The organism is Acidobacteriota bacterium (assembly GCA_018001935.1).
In the GTDB taxonomy this organism is placed as follows: domain Bacteria; phylum Acidobacteriota; class JAAYUB01; order JAAYUB01; family JAAYUB01; genus JAGNHB01.
Genome location: JAGNHB010000019.1, coordinates 1 through 14,713, shown reverse-complemented (window position 1 = coordinate 14,713; position 14,713 = coordinate 1). Strand labels below are relative to the sequence as shown.

Genomic DNA, 14,713 nt, shown 5'->3' with positions numbered 1-14,713 from the left:
GTCACGGACACCCCGCAGGAAGGAGACAAAGGAGACAGCCATGGCCGAAGTGAAGATACAGATCGACGGTCAGACCGTCATTGCCGAGAGCGGACAGACCATCCTCGAGGTCGCCCGCTCGCTCGGGAAACAGATCCCGACCCTCTGCCACGACCCGCGACTCGCCCCGTTCAGCTCGTGTTTCGTCTGCCTCGTGGAGGTGGACGGCGCCCGGGGGTTCGTCCCCAGCTGCGCCACGAAGATCGCCCCCGGGATGGTGGTCCGCACCGACACCCCCGAGGTCCGGGCCGCGCGAAAAACGGCCCTGGAACTGATCGTCTCCAACCACTTCGCGGACTGCCTGGGCCCCTGCACCCTCACCTGCCCCGCCGGCGTGGACATCCAGGGTTACATCGCCCTGCTCGCCATGGGCCGTTACCGGGAGGCGGTAGCCCTGATCAAGGAGACCAACCCCCTCCCGTCCATCTGCGGGCGGGTCTGCACCCGGCCCTGCGAGTCGAAATGCCGCCGGAACCTGACGGGCGACCCCGTCGGCATCGACTACCTCAAGCGCTACGCCGCGGACCTGGACCGGGAGTGCGGCCACCCCTTCACCCCCCTGCTGAAACCGCCCACCGGCCACCGCGTCGCCGTGGTGGGCGCGGGACCCGCGGGGCTCACCGCCGCCTACTACCTCGCCCTGGAAGGCCACGAGGTCAGGATCTTCGAGGCCCGCGAGAAAGCCGGCGGCTGGCTGATGTACGGCATTCCCGAGTACCGGCTCCCCGAGGAGGTCATGGACTACGAGGCCGAGTCCATCTTCAAGCTCGGGGTCGAGATCGAAACCAATGCCGCCCTGGGGCGGGACTTCTCCGTCGACGACCTGTTCGACCGCGGCTACGAGGCGGTCTTCCTCGGCATCGGGGCCCAGAAATCCACCCTGATGCGGATCCCGGGGGAAAACGCCCCCAACGTCATCTCCGGCATCGACTTCCTGGAGAAGGTCAACGGCGGTGAACTCACCGAACTCAAGGGCCGCGCCATCGTGGTGGGCGGCGGGAACACCGCCGTGGACGCCGCCCGGACGGCCCTGCGCCTCGGCGCCGACTCGGTGACGGTCGTCTACCGGCGTTCCCGGGCAGAGATGCCCGCCCACCACCAGGAGATCGCGGACATGGAGCAGGAGGGGGTCAAGCTCGAACTGCTCACCAACCCCCTGCGCTACAACCTGGGCGAGGACGGCAAGGTGAAGAGCATCACCTGTGTCCGGATGACCCTGGGCGAACCCGATGCCAGCGGGCGCCGGCGGCCCGTGCCCCTCGAGGGCTCCGACTTCGAGATCGAAGCCGAGTGGATCTTCAGCGCCATCGGCCAGCAGGCGGACAACGCCCCCTTCAACAGCTCGCGCTGCGCCTTCGACCTCAAGATGACCAAGTGGGGCACCCTGGACGTCACCCCCGAGACCATGGGCACGTCCGTGTCCCGGCTCTACGCCGGCGGCGACATGGTGACGGGCGCCGCCACGGCCATCGAGGCCATCGCCGCCGGGAAGAAGGCGGCCATGGCCATCCACCGCCGCCTCTCGGGGGAAACGATCCTCCGGCTGGTCAAACCGTTCATCAGCCGGAAGGACAACCTGCGCCCCACCCTCAAGCCCGAGGACCTCCCGGCGGCCCCGGACACCGCCCGGCAGCACATCCCGGCGCTGGAGGTCGAGGACCGCATCCGGAGCTTCGTGGAGGTGGAGCTGGGCTATTCGGCCGAGCAGGCCTCCGAGGAAGTGAAGCGCTGCCTCGAGTGCGGCTGCACGGCCTTCTTCGAGTGCGACCTCCAGCAGTGGTGCAGCGAGTACGACGTGAACCCGGTGGCCTTCAGTGGGGACTTCCACGAGGAGAAACCCGTGGAGGACCACCCGTTCCTGCGGTTCGACCTGAACAAGTGCATCCTCTGCGGCCGCTGCGTGCGGCTCTGCGACGAGGTGGTGGGGGCGGCCGCCCTCGGCTTCGTCCGGCGCGGTTTCGACGCGAGGATCCGCCCGGCCCTGGAGAAACCCCTCGTGGAGACCACCTGCATCGCCTGCGGGCAGTGCGCGGAGACCTGCCCCACCGGCGCCATCACCGTCAAGCCCGACTCCCCCAAGCCGGGCCCGTTCAGGATGCAGGGCTCGCCGTCCGTCTGCGGTTTCTGCAGCGTGGGGTGCGGCGTCGTCCTGGAAACCGTCGGTGAGCGCGTGGTCCGGGTGACCTCCAACCCCGACTCCCCGGTGACGCCGGGAGGCAACCTTTGCAAGAACGGCCGGTTCGGGTTCCAGGTCCTCAACTCCGAGCATCGGCTGGTCAGCCCCCTCGTCCGGAAGGCCGGGGTCCTGGCGGAGACGTCGTGGGACGAGGCCTTCGAAACGGTGGCGGGCCTGGCCCGCCCGGTCCTGGAGAATTTCGGCCCCGAGGCCTTCGGCGTCCTGGCCGGCGGGCGTCTCACCTGCGAAGAGGCCTACCTCGCCCAGAAATTCGCCCGCACGGCCCTGAAGACCCCCAACGTCTACTGCCTGTCCATGGCCTCGAAACCGGCCCTCAAGGCCTTCTACCACGACCTGCCCGGCCCGGTGCACAGCCGGATCGCCACGGCGGACCTCGTCCTGGTGCTCGGGGTCGACACGCTCGACAACTACCCCGTCATGGAGTTCAAGATCCACGAGGCGGCCCGGGGAGGCAAGTCGAACGTGTACCTCCTCAACGAGAACGGCGGCTTCACCGGCCGCGTGGCCCAGCGCTGGATTCCCCTGGAGAAGCGCAACCTCGGCGCCTTCACCCGGGCCCTGCTCGCCGAGGCCCTCTCCCGCTTCGCCCCGCACGGGAACGTGGTGGGGTTGTCCGACCTGCGGCACCACCTCGACGGGGTGCAGGGAATGGACACCCTCCGCAAGCTGGGGCTCACCACGGCCGACGTCAACACCCTTCTGGACAAGCTCTTCACCGGCCGCCCCGCCATCGTCTTCGACCTGGAGACGGCGGGCGAGGAGGCCGCCCTGTACCTCTACGACCTCTGCATCCTCATGGAGAACCGCGGGCGTCACCCCCTGGTCTACGCCATGGCGGGCCAGACCAACAGCCGCGGCGTCCTGGAGATGGGCTGCCACCCCGACTGGCTCCCCGGCTGGCGCCCGGCGGGAGACCCGGCGGCCCGGAACCTTCTCTCCGCGGTCTGGGGAACCGGTCTGCCGGAGTCTGCGGGATTGTCCTCCCCGGCTTTCGCCGACGCGATCCGGACCGGCAAGGTCCGCGGTCTCTTCGCTTTCGCCGAGGACATCCTCGGCTGCCCCGAAACGGGACCGGCCCTGGCCGACGCCTTTCGCCACCTGAAGTGCGTGGTGTCGGTCGACCTGTTCCGGACGGAGACCTCCGAGCACGCCCACGTCATCCTGCCCATGGCGGCCTTCACCGAGAACGAGGGGACCGTCATGAACATGAAGGGCCGCTTCCAGCGCGTCCGCGCCGCGGTCCCGAACCGGACCGGGATGCCCACCCTCGAGGTCATCGGCGGCCTGGGGCTCGCGTTGGGCGCCGACGTGTACGCCGGCCGGCTCGAAGCTCTGTGGAAGGAGATGGGTTCCGTCATGCCGCGGGTCCCCCGCGGGGGGTTCGGCGCCCTGGACATCCGGGGGGCCTTTCCGCCCGAGGGGAAGACCGCCCACCTTCCCTTCCTGCTGCCCTCGCCGCGGGCGCGGGAGACGGGGTTGCGCAACTACGTCCACGTCGATGCACTCTTCCGGCACTGGAACGCCCGGCTGGCCGAGTTGGGCCTGGCACCCGAAAAGTGACCGCCCGGCGAGACCCGGCATGAAGCGTGCCCTGGTCCTGTGCCTCCTGCCCTTGCTGTTCACCCTGTCGGGCTGCCAGCGCGGGGCGTCGCCGCCCCCGGGACGGCCCGTCGAGGCGGGCGCCGTTTCGGGCGCCCCTTCGCCGACGCCCCCGGCGGCAGCCCTCACCGGGAAGCCGTCGGCCGCGGGCCCCGGGTCGGTCACGGCGCCCCCCTCGCCTTCAGCGGCGCCAACCCCGGCAAACGGGAAGGACGGGGCGTTCGCGCTATCGGCCCCCGTGGTCCGGCTCGTGAACCCTGGCCGGGAGCCCCGCCGGGAATTGGCCTACCGCTATTCCCTCAAACCGTTCGAGACCGGCTTCGAGGTGCGGGCGGGAATCGCGATGGAGATCGGGGCGGCCCCGATCCCCCCGATCCGGGTCCCCGCCCTCGCCCTGACGGCGAGCGTGACCCCGAAATCCGTCTCCCCGTCCGGCGACCTCCGCTTTGCCTTCCGGCTCGGCGACATCCGGATGCTCCCGACCCCGGACGCCAACGCCCAGGTGGCGGCCCTCCTGGGACAGGCCCTGAAGGACCCGGCCGCGGGAAAATTCGGGGGGACCGCCGTGATCAGCCGTAAAGGCCTCATCCGGGACATGACGATCGATACGGCCGTCGCCGACCCCCGGCTCCAGCCCGTGTGGGACCAACTCCGGAACCCGGTGGGGGGGGTCGTGCTCCCCGACGGGCCGGTGGGCCCCGGGGCCGTCTGGGAGTCCGTGCAGACCCTCACGGCCCAGGGGGCCAGGTTCCGCCAGGTGACCCGCTTCACGCTGGAGTCGAGGCAGGGCGACCGGTTCCGGGTGAAAACCGTCTTCCTGCAGACCCTCGTCGAGCCGGGCGCCGCTGTTTCCTCCGCCCCCGGTTTTCCACCGTCCCGGATCAACGCGTTTGACGTGTCGCTGTCCGGGGTCCTGGAGTGGGACGTCTCGTGCCCTTTCCCGGTTTCCGGCTCCGCCGCCGGCAAGGGCGCTCTCCGGGTCGATCTCGGAACGGGGGGAAACCCGCAGCCCATGTCCCTCGCCTTTGACCTGGACCTCCGGCTGAAGCCGCCGAAAACGCCATGAGCCCGCACCACTCCCCCCGTCAACCCGGCGACCGCGAACGACGGCACTTCTTCGACCGGCATGCGGAAAGGTGGGACGAGCAGGCCCACGCCGGGAACGAACCCGAACGTTTGCACGAACTGCTCCCGGAAACCGGCATCCCCTCGGCCCGGCGCGTCCTGGACGTGGGGTGCGGGACGGGGCGGATCATCCCGGTCCTCCTCGCCCACCTGCCGCCGGGAGGGGTCGTGATCGGCCTCGACTACGCGGAGGAGATGCTGCGACACGGGGCGGTGTTCCGCGGGCCAATCGCGCGCGACCCGCACGCCGCAATGCCCTTCGCCGGTTCGCCCCCGGCCCCCGGCCCGGGCCCCGGGGTGCCCCCCGTGTTCGCCGTGGCGGGGGACGCCGCATTCCCCCCGCTTCTCCCCGCCTCGCTGGACGCCGTCTTCTGTTACAACGTCTTCCCGCACTTCCACGACAAGGCGGCCACCCTGCGCGCCCTCGCGGCCCTGCTCCGTCCGGGCGGCAGCCTGACGGTGTGCCACCTGGAGGGGCGGGAGTCCCTCAATCGTTTCCACGCCGGGGTCGGCGACGCCGTCAGCCACGACATGATCCCGCCGGACGAGGTCGTCCGGGACATGGCGGGATCGGCCGGACTGGCGATCCGCACCTGGCGCCAGGCGGAAGACCTCTACTTCCTCGTCTGCGTGATCAGTCCCGACTGAGTTTACCGAGGATCATCGAGGTCACGCGGTCGACCAACTCCTGTTCTGAAAGGTTCGTGGGTTGTGAAGAGAACGCCGGCCGCGGCGACGCCGGGCAGGCGCCGGCCACCGGGTTCCCGGTCGGGAGCGGGCCCGCCTCCCCCCCGGCCCCCGCCGGCGGGTTCGCGCCCCCGGCGGCCCGGCAGGCGGGCACCGCGCCGGGAAGACCATAGGTGGCGCGGATGGCCATCAGCTTCTCCACCTGCTCGGGCTTGAGCACGTTCACGTGGCCGAGGCCGCGGGCCAGGATGTGGATGTGGGCGAAGTGCTCGATGGACTCCATCCGGTAGTAGGCGTCGAAGACGTCCTTCCCCAGGGTCAGGGCCCCGTGGTTCTGCAGCAGGAAGGCGTTGTGGTCACGGACGTAGGGGAGAAGCGAGTCGGGGACCTCGGCGGTGCTGGGCGTCCCGTACTCCGCGAGGGGAACGGCCCCCAGGGTGACCACGATCTCGGGCAGGACGCAGTCCGACAGGGGGAGGCCGGCCACGGCGTGGGCGGTGCAGGCGGGCGGGTGGGCGTGGAAAACGGCGCCCACGTCCGGGCGTTGCTCGTACACCAGGAGGTGCATCCTCAACTCGGTGGACGGCCGCATCTTCCCTTCCAGGACGTTGCCGTGACGATCGACCCGGATGATCATGTCCGCGGTCAGGAAGCCTTTGCTCTGGCCGGAGGCGGTGGTCAGAAACGCGTTGTCGCCGACCCGGGCACTGATGTTGCCGTCGTTGGCGGCCACCCAACCGCGGAGCCAGCAGCGCCTCCCGGTCTCGATGATGGCCTTCTTCACCTCGTATTCGTTCATCGTCCCTCTCTACTCCGAATCCGGAGAGTAATATCCCTCGGCCCCACCCGGTGACGGCCGGGGACGGCCCCCTCCGTCCGTCTCGTCCTGCAGGCTCGCCAGCTGGCCGCAGGCGCCGTGGATGTCCCGCCCGCGCGATTTCCGGATGATGGCCGTGTAACGGGCCCCGACGAGCACGTCCTGGAAGGCCGCCACCACGGCCTCCCCGGGGGGGCCGAACGCGCCTCCCGGGGTCGGGTTGCAGGGGATCAGGTTGATCTTGCACCGGATCCCGCGAAGGAGCCTCGCCAGGCGCCGGGCGTCCTCCACGGTGTCGTTGACGCCCGCCGCCAGAAGGTACTCGAAGGTGATGCGCTCCCCGGCCGGCAGCGGGTAGGCACGGCAGGCCTTCAGCACGTCCGCGATGGGGTGCTTCCGGTTGACGGGCATCAGGCGCGAGCGCACCGCGTCCGTGGTGGCGTTGAGGGAGACGGCGAGTTTCGGCCGCACGGGGTGCTCGCCGAGTCGACGGATACCCTCGGGGAGGCCGCAGGTGGACACCGTGATCCGCCGGCGCGAGACGGCCCCGCCTTCCGGGTCGTGGAGGATCCCGAAGCTGCGCATCACGGCCTCCAGGTTCATCAGCGGCTCGCCCATCCCCATGAACACCACGTTGACGGGCTGCCCCACGAGACCCCGCTCACCCAGGACGCCGTAGAACTGGCCCAGGATCTCCCCGGCGGAGAGGTTCCGGAGAAACCCCATCCCCGCGGTGGCGCAGAAGCGACACCCCATGGCGCACCCCGCCTGGGTGGACAGGCACAGGGTGGTGCGGGCGTCCTCGGGGATGAAGACCGACTCGACCCGCAGCCCGTCGCGAAGCTCGAAGAGGTACTTCCGGGCCCCGTCGATGGAGGCCTGGACGGCCAGGGTCCCGGGGAGGCCAAAATCCGCGCACTCCCGCAGGGTTTCACGGAAAGCCCGGGACATGTCGGTCATGGCCTCGGCGTCGAAGCACCCCCGGCGGTAGAAGTGGTGGTACAGCTGCCGCGCGCGGTACGGTTTCTGGCCGAGCCCGGCCACGAAGGCCCCGAGTTCCGCCTTGTCCATCCCCAGGAGGATCGTCTTGTCCATCGCCGCCTCCATCGACCGCCCCGAAAGGAAAGTATTATATCACCCCGCGCCCGTTTTCGGTGCGATCTTGAGGAAGGTTGTCAGGCTGAAGGCTGTTAGGCTGAAGGCTGTCAGGCGCTTCAGCGGCTGCGTTTTTACCAACATGTTGTCGTTTCCGGTTGCCTTCCGTGGCCACTGTTGCCGGGCGAAGTCCCGGAAAAAGCGCAGTGCCTTCGAGGTGAACTCGCCTCCAGATCGCGACAGACACGGGGATCGATCTCTCGAAACATCAGCCGGGAGCATGATTTGCGACCCGTGCCGTTTTCCTTTGCGATCTTTGCGCCTTTGCGCGAACCGATCCGTATCCGGATCTCGCCAAGAAAACCGGATCACCGGGGATGCGGCCAGTTTGTACGGGTTTGGCTGCGGGGGCAGGTTCGGAGAGGTTGCGGAGTTCGGGACAAGGGCGGGGGCGATACCGGTACCGATTCCGATACCGATTCCGATACCGATACCGATACCGATACTCGGAGGAGGTTGGGGAAGGGGGGGGAAGGAAAAAAACCTTGAAAGTTTTCGGCGGGGGCGTCGTCAGTACCATTGAGATTGGACGAAGGAGGTCGATCATGAAACACGCACTCTTCACCACCCTGATCCTGATGCTGCTCGCCGTTTCCGCGTTCGGATACTACCCCTGCGGTTCCCCGCTTCAGATGGACGTCCTCGTGAACGGCTCCCCCCGGCCCCTCTACAGCCACAACGGCCGCCTCTACCTGGAAGCGCTGCGCGGGGAGGACTTCACCATCCGCCTCCGGAACAACTCCTCCACCCGCATCGCGGTGGCGCTTTCGGTGGACGGCCTGAACACCATCGACGCCAAGCGCACCACCGCGGCGAAGGCCTCGAAGTGGGTCATCGACCCATGGGAGACGGTGGAGATCGCGGGCTGGCAGGTCAGCAACCGGACCGCCCGGAACTTCTACTTCACGACCGAGTCGAACTCTTACGGCGCCGCCCTGGGCCAGACCCGGAACCTGGGCATCATCAGCGCGGTGGTCTTCCGGGAGATCACGTACGCCCGTTACGAGCCCCGGATCATGCGGGACGCGCCCCGCCCGTCCGCGGAGAGCGGTTCGGCGGGCCGGGCCAAGGGCCAGGGCGCTGAGTCCGAATCCGCCGCCCCCGCGGCCGCGCCGTCCAACGAGAAGGCCCGCTCCGCCGGCTGCGTGCCGCCCCCCCGCCCCGACACCGACAGCTACGCCGCCACCGGCATGGGGAGCGAGCAGGACCACCGGGTGACCCGGGTCCGCCTCAACCTGGAGTCGACGCCCTGCCAGGAAGTCAACGTCCGTTACGAGTTCCGCAGCGAGCTGATCCGACTGGGCGTCATCCCCCGGCCTCCCGTGTACCCCCGGGACCGCCGCGAGACCGCCAGCGGCTTCACCGACAGCAGCTACTGCCCCGTGGTCCGCTGAGCCCGGGCAAGCCCACCCCGAAGAAAAATGCCGGTCGCTCGACCGGCATTTTTCTTTTTCGTCCCCGGCCCCGTGCCCCCGGCAAGATGACGGGGCGTCCGGCGGGAGCTTCAGAAGGAGTCCTTCACCGCAAATTCCTTTTCCTTGTCGTCGGCGGTGACGGCGACGGTCTGGATGACCGTGAGAAGGGTTTTGAGGTCGGCATTGGCCGGGACCTGGGCGCCGAAGACCAGGACGAACTTCGTTCCGAATCGCTGCAGGCTCCAGGCCCCGATCTTCACTCGCCCGTTCTCCATCAGGAGTTTCCCGGAGACCCCCCCGTCCGGCGGTTTCTCCGAGGACCAGGCCGCCGACCAGATCTCGCGGATCTCGATGTCGTAGAGCCGGTTGGTGCGGGAGTTGATGAAAACCGCCTGGGACCGTTTCTCCTCGAGCTGGTTCAGGACCCTGAAGTCCCCCTCCTCGTCCACGTCGTACTGGAGCCGGCCCTGGTCCAGCAAGCTGCCGACGCGGGGGTCCGGCGCCTTGGCGGGGCGTTCCCGGCCGGTCTGGGCCGGGAGGAAAACCACGGAAAGAAGCAGCATGAGACCGAACACCCGTGAAAAACGTTTTGTCACTTTCTCCCTCCGAAACGCCCGGCGTCGTGGGACCACCGGGCCGATCGCCCCCGGCCTCAGAGGCCCAGGTGAACGGGGACCTCGCCCGGCCGGTCCGCGAAGGCGATCCCGTCCGGGAATCGATCCTCCCGGCCGAACCCCCACCGGCAGGCCACGAACCGGGTACCGGCCTCCCGGGCGGCGTACAGGTCGAAATCCCGGTCCCCCAGGTAAACGGTCTGCTCCGCCGTGACACCCGTCAAATCCAGCAGGATACGGATCAGGTCCGCCTTGCCGCCCCGGGGGTAGTCGTCGTTGCACCGCGCCCCGTCCACCCAGCGGCCGAGCCCGAAGCGCACGAAGATGGCCTCCAGGTAACGCCGGCCGCAGTTGCTGGCCACCACGCAGCGCACGCCGCGGTCCCCCAGGCGGGTGAGGAGGGCCTCGATCCCCTCGTACAGGGTGCCCACCCCCGCCCCGATCAGCTCGACCTCGCGTTCCTCGACCCAGTCCTTGAGCAGCGCCCACTGTCCCGGCTCGAGGTCGTACCCCAGGGCCTGGACGTACCGGCTGTTGGGCAGGCCCAGCATCCCGAAGACCTCGGGCTCGGTCGGCCTCCGGAGGCAAAGCCCGGGAGTGGCGGCCTCCAGCCGGTCGAGGGAGTCCCAGATGGCGGGCGCGACCAGGGCCGAGGAGTCGAAGACGACCCCGTCGAGGTCGAAGACCGCCAACCGGATGGGGAGGGTCTCCGAAGCCATCGTCATTGCCCGGCCGGTTTGCCGGATTTCCGGCAGATGGCCTCGGTGGCGGCCGTGCTGGCCCGGATGGCACAGAACTCCCCGCACATGGTGCAGAGGTCGGCATCCTTCGGCGGTCTCTCTCCGCGGAACTGGCGGGCGATGCGCGGGTCCAGGACGTTCCGGAACTGCCCCTCCCAGTCGAGGCGCTTCCGCGCCCGGCTGAGTTCGACGTCGGGGGCCATGGCCCCCGGGACTCCCTTGGCGATGTCCGCGGCGTGGGCGGCGATCCGCGACGCCATGACGCCGAGCCTCACGTCCTCCACGGTGGGCAGCCGGAGGTGCTCGGCGGGGGTCACGTAGCAGAGGAAGTCCGCCCCGTGCATCGCCGCCACGGCGCCCCCGATGGCCCCGGTGATGTGGTCGTACCCGGGGGCGATGTCGGTCACCAGGGGCCCCAGGACATAGAAAGGCGCCCCCTCGCACAGGGCCTTCTCCAGGCGGATGTTCTCCGCGATCTGGTCCAGGGGGACGTGCCCCGGGCCCTCGATCATGGTCTGCACCCCCGCCGCGCGCGCCCGCCGGGTCAGTTCGCCCAGGACCAGGAGTTCACCCACCTGGGCGCGATCCGTGGCGTCGGCCAGGCACCCCGGCCGGAAGCCGTCCCCGAGGGAAAGCGTCATCTCGTGCCGGCCCGCGATCTCCAGCAACCGGTCAAAGTGCTCGTACAGGGGGTTCTCGCGATCGTGACGGACCATCCACTCGACGAGCAGGGCCCCGCCGCGGCTCACCATGCCCATCACGCGCCCCTGGGCGTGCATGGCGTCCACCACGGACCGGACGGCCCCGCAGTGAACGGTGATGAAATCCACGCCGTCGGCGCCGTGGTCCTCGATCACCTGGAACAGGTCGTCCACCGTCATCTGGAGGTGATCGCCGTAGCGCCGGCGGGAACGGACGGACGCCTCGTACATGGGGACAGTCCCCAGCGGGACCCCACACTCCCCCAGGATGCGCAGCCGGGTCCCCCGGATGTCGGACCCCGTGGAGAGGTCCATGACCGCGTCGACCCCGTACTCGATGCAGACCCGGAGCTTGTCCAGTTCCTCCTCGAGGACGTCGTGGTCGGGCGAGGTGCCGAGGTTGGCGTTCACCTTGGTCCGGAGGCCTTTCCCGACCGCCATGTCACGGGTGAGGGCACGCCGGTGGTTGCGGGGGGCCACGATGGTACCCGCGAGGACCCCCTCCACCAGGGCGTCCGTCGAGACACCCTCGTTCGCCGCCAGTGCCGTGAAGTGGGCCGGAAGGTCCCCGGCTCGCAGATCATTGATGATGCTCATGCTTGTTCTCCTTCAAAGACGGTCCCGCCCGGCGCGCCGGTTCGCCGCCCGGGCAGGTTGCGGCGTCATCCGCCGATTCGTTTCAGTATCCGCTCGAGTTCCCCCGGGTGGTGGAAGAACGAGATCCCGGCCAGCCCGGCCACCCCGCAGGCCAGGGCGTCTTCCGCGTTGTCCGCGGAGATCCCGCCCAGGGCCAGTGTGGGCATCCGGGTCCCGCCCGCCAGTTCCCGCAGCCTCGCCAACCCGAGGGGCGCCGTGCCGGCGGCTTTGCACCGGGGCGGGAACACCGGGCCCAGGACGACGAAATCCGCTCCCTGCTTCTCGGCATCGGCCAGTTCCGCGCCGTCGTGCACCGACATGCCGATCCGGAAACCGGCCGGCAAACTCGCCCGGATCGCGGCCACCCCCGGGGTGAACGCCGGGAGGTGGACCCCCTGGAATCCCGCCCGGACGGCCGCCTCCACGCTGCCGTTCATCAGGAGGGTCACGTCCATCCCCCCGACCGCCGCCGCGACCGCCTTCCCCGTCTCGACCAGGGTGCGCACGTCCAGGCCTTTCCGGCGGAGCTGTAACATCCGGACCCCCAACCCGGCGAGATGCGGGAAGCAACACCGGGGACAGCGCCCCTCCGGTCGGTCGTCCGAGATGTGATAGAGGACGGGATGCTCTGCCTGCGGGCCCGTCATCGTCTTCCCGTCACTTCCGGAGCCTCTCCCCGACAAGGTGTATCCCGATGAGGAAGTTCACCAGGCCCAATCCCGAGATGGCCCCCTTCAGGAAGGGGTTGGACATCACCGAGCGGAACCCCGGGTACCGGATCACGAAGTAGTTGTTCTCCCAGACGCCGTCCCAGAGGTAGGAGAACAGGGGGATCGGGAAGTTCCACGGGACCATGAAAAGAAAGATCCCCGTGACGAAGCAGAACGTCACGAGGATGAGGGTGCTCGCATATCTCCTTCTCGTTGACGGGCAGGGCGGCAAAGCGGGCATGTCCGGGACTATCCGACCAGTTTTTTGAGGTTCTTGATCTTGTCCGCCACGTCCCGGTAACCGATGTTCTCGCCGTAGATCTCGTTGCAAAGATCGAGGGCCTTCGCGTAGTCCCCGAGTTTTTCGTAGGCGCCCATCATGTCGTAGCGGAGGGCCAGGTACTCGTGGTCCTGGTGCCCGGGGCTCTCGAGGCCGCGTTCACACCACTTGATGGCGGATTTGAAGATCCCCTTTTCGAGGAAGCACAAGCTCAGCATGCTGCAGGCCTGGATGTAAGCGGAGGAGCGCGACTCGTCCTTCACCATGTTGTAGGCTTTCTGGAACTCGCCGATGGCGTCATCCATCAGCCCCATTTCCTTGTAGGCGATCCCCAGGTTGTAGTGGGTTTCGAAATCCCCTTCCTCGTCGTCACCGGAGGCGACGAAGACCTTGTTGGCTTCCTCGACGAGGTCCGCGAAGAGGTCCTGCATCGCCATCCCGCTGGGCGGCTTGAGGTCGATGGGACCCGTGACCGCCTTGGCCGCCGCCGGCTCCACCGCGGGCTTGGCCGTCACTGGCTCCACCGCGGGTTTGGCCGTCACCGGCTCTTCCACGGGTTTGGCCGCCGCCGGCTCCGCCACGGGTTTGGCCGCCACCGGCTCCGCCGCGGGTTTGGCCGTCACCGGCTCTTCCACGGGTTTGGCCGCCGCCGGCTCCACCACGGGTTTGGCCGCCACCGGCTCCGCCGCGGGCTTGACCGTCACCGGCTCCGCCGCGGGCTTGGCTTCATCCTTCTCCACCGCGGACGCTTCGACCGCCATGGGTCTCGATTCCTGGTAGATCCCGAGATCGGCTTCGAGTTCTCCCCCGCTGATCCCCGCGAACACGTCGACGGAGACCTCGAGTTCCGGTCTCTCCGGCGGAAGGGTCTCGGGCCGCGATTCCACCGGCGGCGGAATCTCGACCAGTTCGATGCCGGGGGTCAGTTTACGGGCGTCGGCGCTGGCGAGAGAGGGCTTGGTCTCCTCCCCGGGAGGTTCCGTGGAGATGAAATTGAAGAGGTCGATGCTGACCTCGTCGGGGGAGATTTCCTGCGCCAGCCCTTCCTCCTCCAGCTCGACCGGGTTGAGGGAGGACTTGACGGAGGACACCGGCGGCGGGACTTCGAAGAACTCCACGATGGGTTCCATCTCGGGTTCCGGGGCCGGTTCGGGCGAGGGCGCCGCGGCCTTTGCTTTCTCGGGGGCCTTGATCTCCACGGTTTTCACCGAAGGGGCGGGGGTGACCCGGGCCTCCGCCACGGGTTCCTCCTCCCGCTTTCGGGGGGCTGCCGGCTTGGGCGTGATCCCGAGGTCCTTCATCCGGGCCAGGACTTCCGCGTTGCCGGGAAAGCGCCGGTTCAGACGCTCCAGCTCGTTCCGGGCATTGTCCTGGAAGCCGAGCTTGAGGTAGAAGTCGATTTCCTGGAGGGCGCCGTCGAGGTCCTGGATGGTGATCTGGGCGGTCTCGGCCCCGAAAGGCGGGGGCGCCTGGGCCGGCGGCGTGGCCTCCCCCCTCGAGATCATGGAGAGGAGCGACTGCGCGTCGGCGGCCTGGTCGTCGATCCCCAGGGGTTTCGCTTCGGGGGGGGGCGCCGGCTTGGGCTCTTCCCGGCGGGCTTCCGGGGCCTTCGCGGGTTTGGCGGGCTCGGCGGCGGGTTTCTTCCCCCAGGAGAAGAGGCTGGCGTCCAGGCCGATGTCTTCGAGGGATTTCAGGGTCTGTTCCAGCCGGATGTTGACGTCGGTATCCATCCCGGGCGGGGGCAGGGGCGACTTGGCCGGCGGCTTGGCGGCGACCTTCTCCGGGGGCTTCACCGGTTCGGGTTCCGGTTCGGGTTCCGGTTTTTTCGCGGGCGCCGCCTCCTGAACGGGCTCGGGGGCCCAGGCCGGCTCCGGCGCCCACGCGGTCTCCGGTCGAGCCGTTTCGTCCGTGGCCACCGGGCTCATGGATTCCAGCAGCTCGAAATCCATGAACTCCCCCACGGCGGGCTTGGGGGGTTCGGGGGGCGGGGGCTCGGCC

Annotated in this window: 12 protein-coding genes; 4 read left to right on the top strand and 8 right to left on the bottom strand. The window is 69.0% G+C overall.

Annotation, left to right across the window (positions count from 1 at the left end):
- Nucleotides 1-40: 40 nt before the first annotated feature.
- From KA419_09450 to KA419_09440, 3 genes are read left to right on the top strand one after another with little or no spacing between them, the layout of a single operon-like run.
- Nucleotides 41-3,796, top strand: coding sequence for an FAD-dependent oxidoreductase (locus tag KA419_09450; protein ID MBP7866162.1), 3,756 nt, complete (start codon nt 41-43; stop codon nt 3,794-3,796).
- Between the two features lie 19 nt (nt 3,797-3,815).
- Entirely contained in the window at nt 3,816-4,901 is a 1,086-nt protein-coding gene (locus KA419_09445; protein MBP7866161.1) for a hypothetical protein, read from the top strand.
- Nucleotides 4,898-5,608: a methyltransferase domain-containing protein gene (locus tag KA419_09440; GenBank protein ID MBP7866160.1), complete on the top strand. Its 711-nt coding sequence runs from the start codon at nt 4,898-4,900 to the stop codon at nt 5,606-5,608. The genes KA419_09445 and KA419_09440 overlap by 4 nt, the downstream gene beginning before the upstream one ends.
- On the opposite strand, the gene KA419_09435 is transcribed toward KA419_09440, so the two are convergent.
- Both KA419_09435 and rlmN read right to left on the bottom strand, forming a co-directional pair.
- Nucleotides 5,595-6,446, bottom strand: coding sequence for a class II aldolase/adducin family protein (locus KA419_09435; protein MBP7866159.1), 852 nt, complete (start codon nt 6,444-6,446; stop codon nt 5,595-5,597). The two genes, KA419_09440 and KA419_09435, sit on opposite strands and share 14 nt — an antisense overlap.
- Nucleotides 6,447-6,455: 9 nt before the next feature.
- The gene (rlmN, locus tag KA419_09430) at nt 6,456-7,559 is read right to left on the bottom strand and encodes a 23S rRNA (adenine(2503)-C(2))-methyltransferase RlmN (protein ID MBP7866158.1); all 1,104 of its coding nucleotides are present in this window, start codon (nt 7,557-7,559) and stop codon (nt 6,456-6,458) included.
- 605 nt (nt 7,560-8,164) lie between these two features.
- Here rlmN and KA419_09425 point away from each other — a divergent pair.
- Complete coding sequence (locus KA419_09425; protein ID MBP7866157.1) at nt 8,165-9,013, top strand: hypothetical protein; 849 nt, start codon at nt 8,165-8,167, stop codon at nt 9,011-9,013.
- Between the two features lie 110 nt (nt 9,014-9,123).
- Here the strand turns inward: KA419_09425 and KA419_09420 are convergent, their stop codons facing one another.
- The 6 genes from KA419_09420 to KA419_09395 all read right to left on the bottom strand — a co-directional run.
- Nucleotides 9,124-9,630, bottom strand: a complete 507-nt coding sequence (locus KA419_09420) for a hypothetical protein (protein MBP7866156.1) — start codon at nt 9,628-9,630, stop codon at nt 9,124-9,126.
- Nucleotides 9,631-9,686: 56 nt separating this feature from the next.
- Nucleotides 9,687-10,367 carry an HAD family hydrolase gene (locus KA419_09415; GenBank protein MBP7866155.1) on the bottom strand — a complete coding sequence of 227 codons (681 nt, stop codon included), beginning with the start codon at nt 10,365-10,367 and terminating at the stop codon, nt 9,687-9,689.
- Between the two features lie 2 nt (nt 10,368-10,369).
- Complete coding sequence (thiC, locus tag KA419_09410; GenBank protein ID MBP7866154.1) at nt 10,370-11,686, bottom strand: phosphomethylpyrimidine synthase ThiC; 1,317 nt, start codon at nt 11,684-11,686, stop codon at nt 10,370-10,372.
- A 65-nt stretch (nt 11,687-11,751) separates the two neighbouring features.
- Complete coding sequence (locus tag KA419_09405) at nt 11,752-12,261, bottom strand: thiamine phosphate synthase (GenBank protein MBP7866153.1); 510 nt, start codon at nt 12,259-12,261, stop codon at nt 11,752-11,754.
- A 121-nt stretch (nt 12,262-12,382) separates the two neighbouring features.
- Complete coding sequence (locus KA419_09400; GenBank protein MBP7866152.1) at nt 12,383-12,616, bottom strand: hypothetical protein; 234 nt, start codon at nt 12,614-12,616, stop codon at nt 12,383-12,385.
- Between the two features lie 68 nt (nt 12,617-12,684).
- Nucleotides 12,685-14,713: hypothetical protein (locus KA419_09395; GenBank protein MBP7866151.1), on the bottom strand; the 2,029-nt coding region annotated here is incomplete at its 5' end.

What these genes read in the sequence shown, in the direction of transcription:
- KA419_09450 (MBP7866162.1), top strand. Translation starts at nt 41, where the DNA reads ATGGCCGAAGTGAAGATACAGATCGACGGTCAGACCGTCATTGCCGAG.
- KA419_09440 (MBP7866160.1), top strand. Translation starts at nt 4,898, where the DNA reads ATGAGCCCGCACCACTCCCCCCGTCAACCCGGCGACCGCGAACGACGG.
- rlmN (MBP7866158.1), bottom strand. Translation starts at nt 7,559, where the DNA reads ATGGACAAGACGATCCTCCTGGGGATGGACAAGGCGGAACTCGGGGCC.
- KA419_09445 (MBP7866161.1), top strand. Translation starts at nt 3,816, where the DNA reads ATGAAGCGTGCCCTGGTCCTGTGCCTCCTGCCCTTGCTGTTCACCCTG.
- KA419_09415 (MBP7866155.1), bottom strand. Translation starts at nt 10,367, where the DNA reads ATGGCTTCGGAGACCCTCCCCATCCGGTTGGCGGTCTTCGACCTCGAC.
- KA419_09405 (MBP7866153.1), bottom strand. Translation starts at nt 12,261, where the DNA reads ATGTTACAGCTCCGCCGGAAAGGCCTGGACGTGCGCACCCTGGTCGAG.
- KA419_09435 (MBP7866159.1), bottom strand. Translation starts at nt 6,446, where the DNA reads ATGAACGAATACGAGGTGAAGAAGGCCATCATCGAGACCGGGAGGCGC.
- KA419_09425 (MBP7866157.1), top strand. Translation starts at nt 8,165, where the DNA reads ATGAAACACGCACTCTTCACCACCCTGATCCTGATGCTGCTCGCCGTT.
- thiC (MBP7866154.1), bottom strand. Translation starts at nt 11,686, where the DNA reads ATGAGCATCATCAATGATCTGCGAGCCGGGGACCTTCCGGCCCACTTC.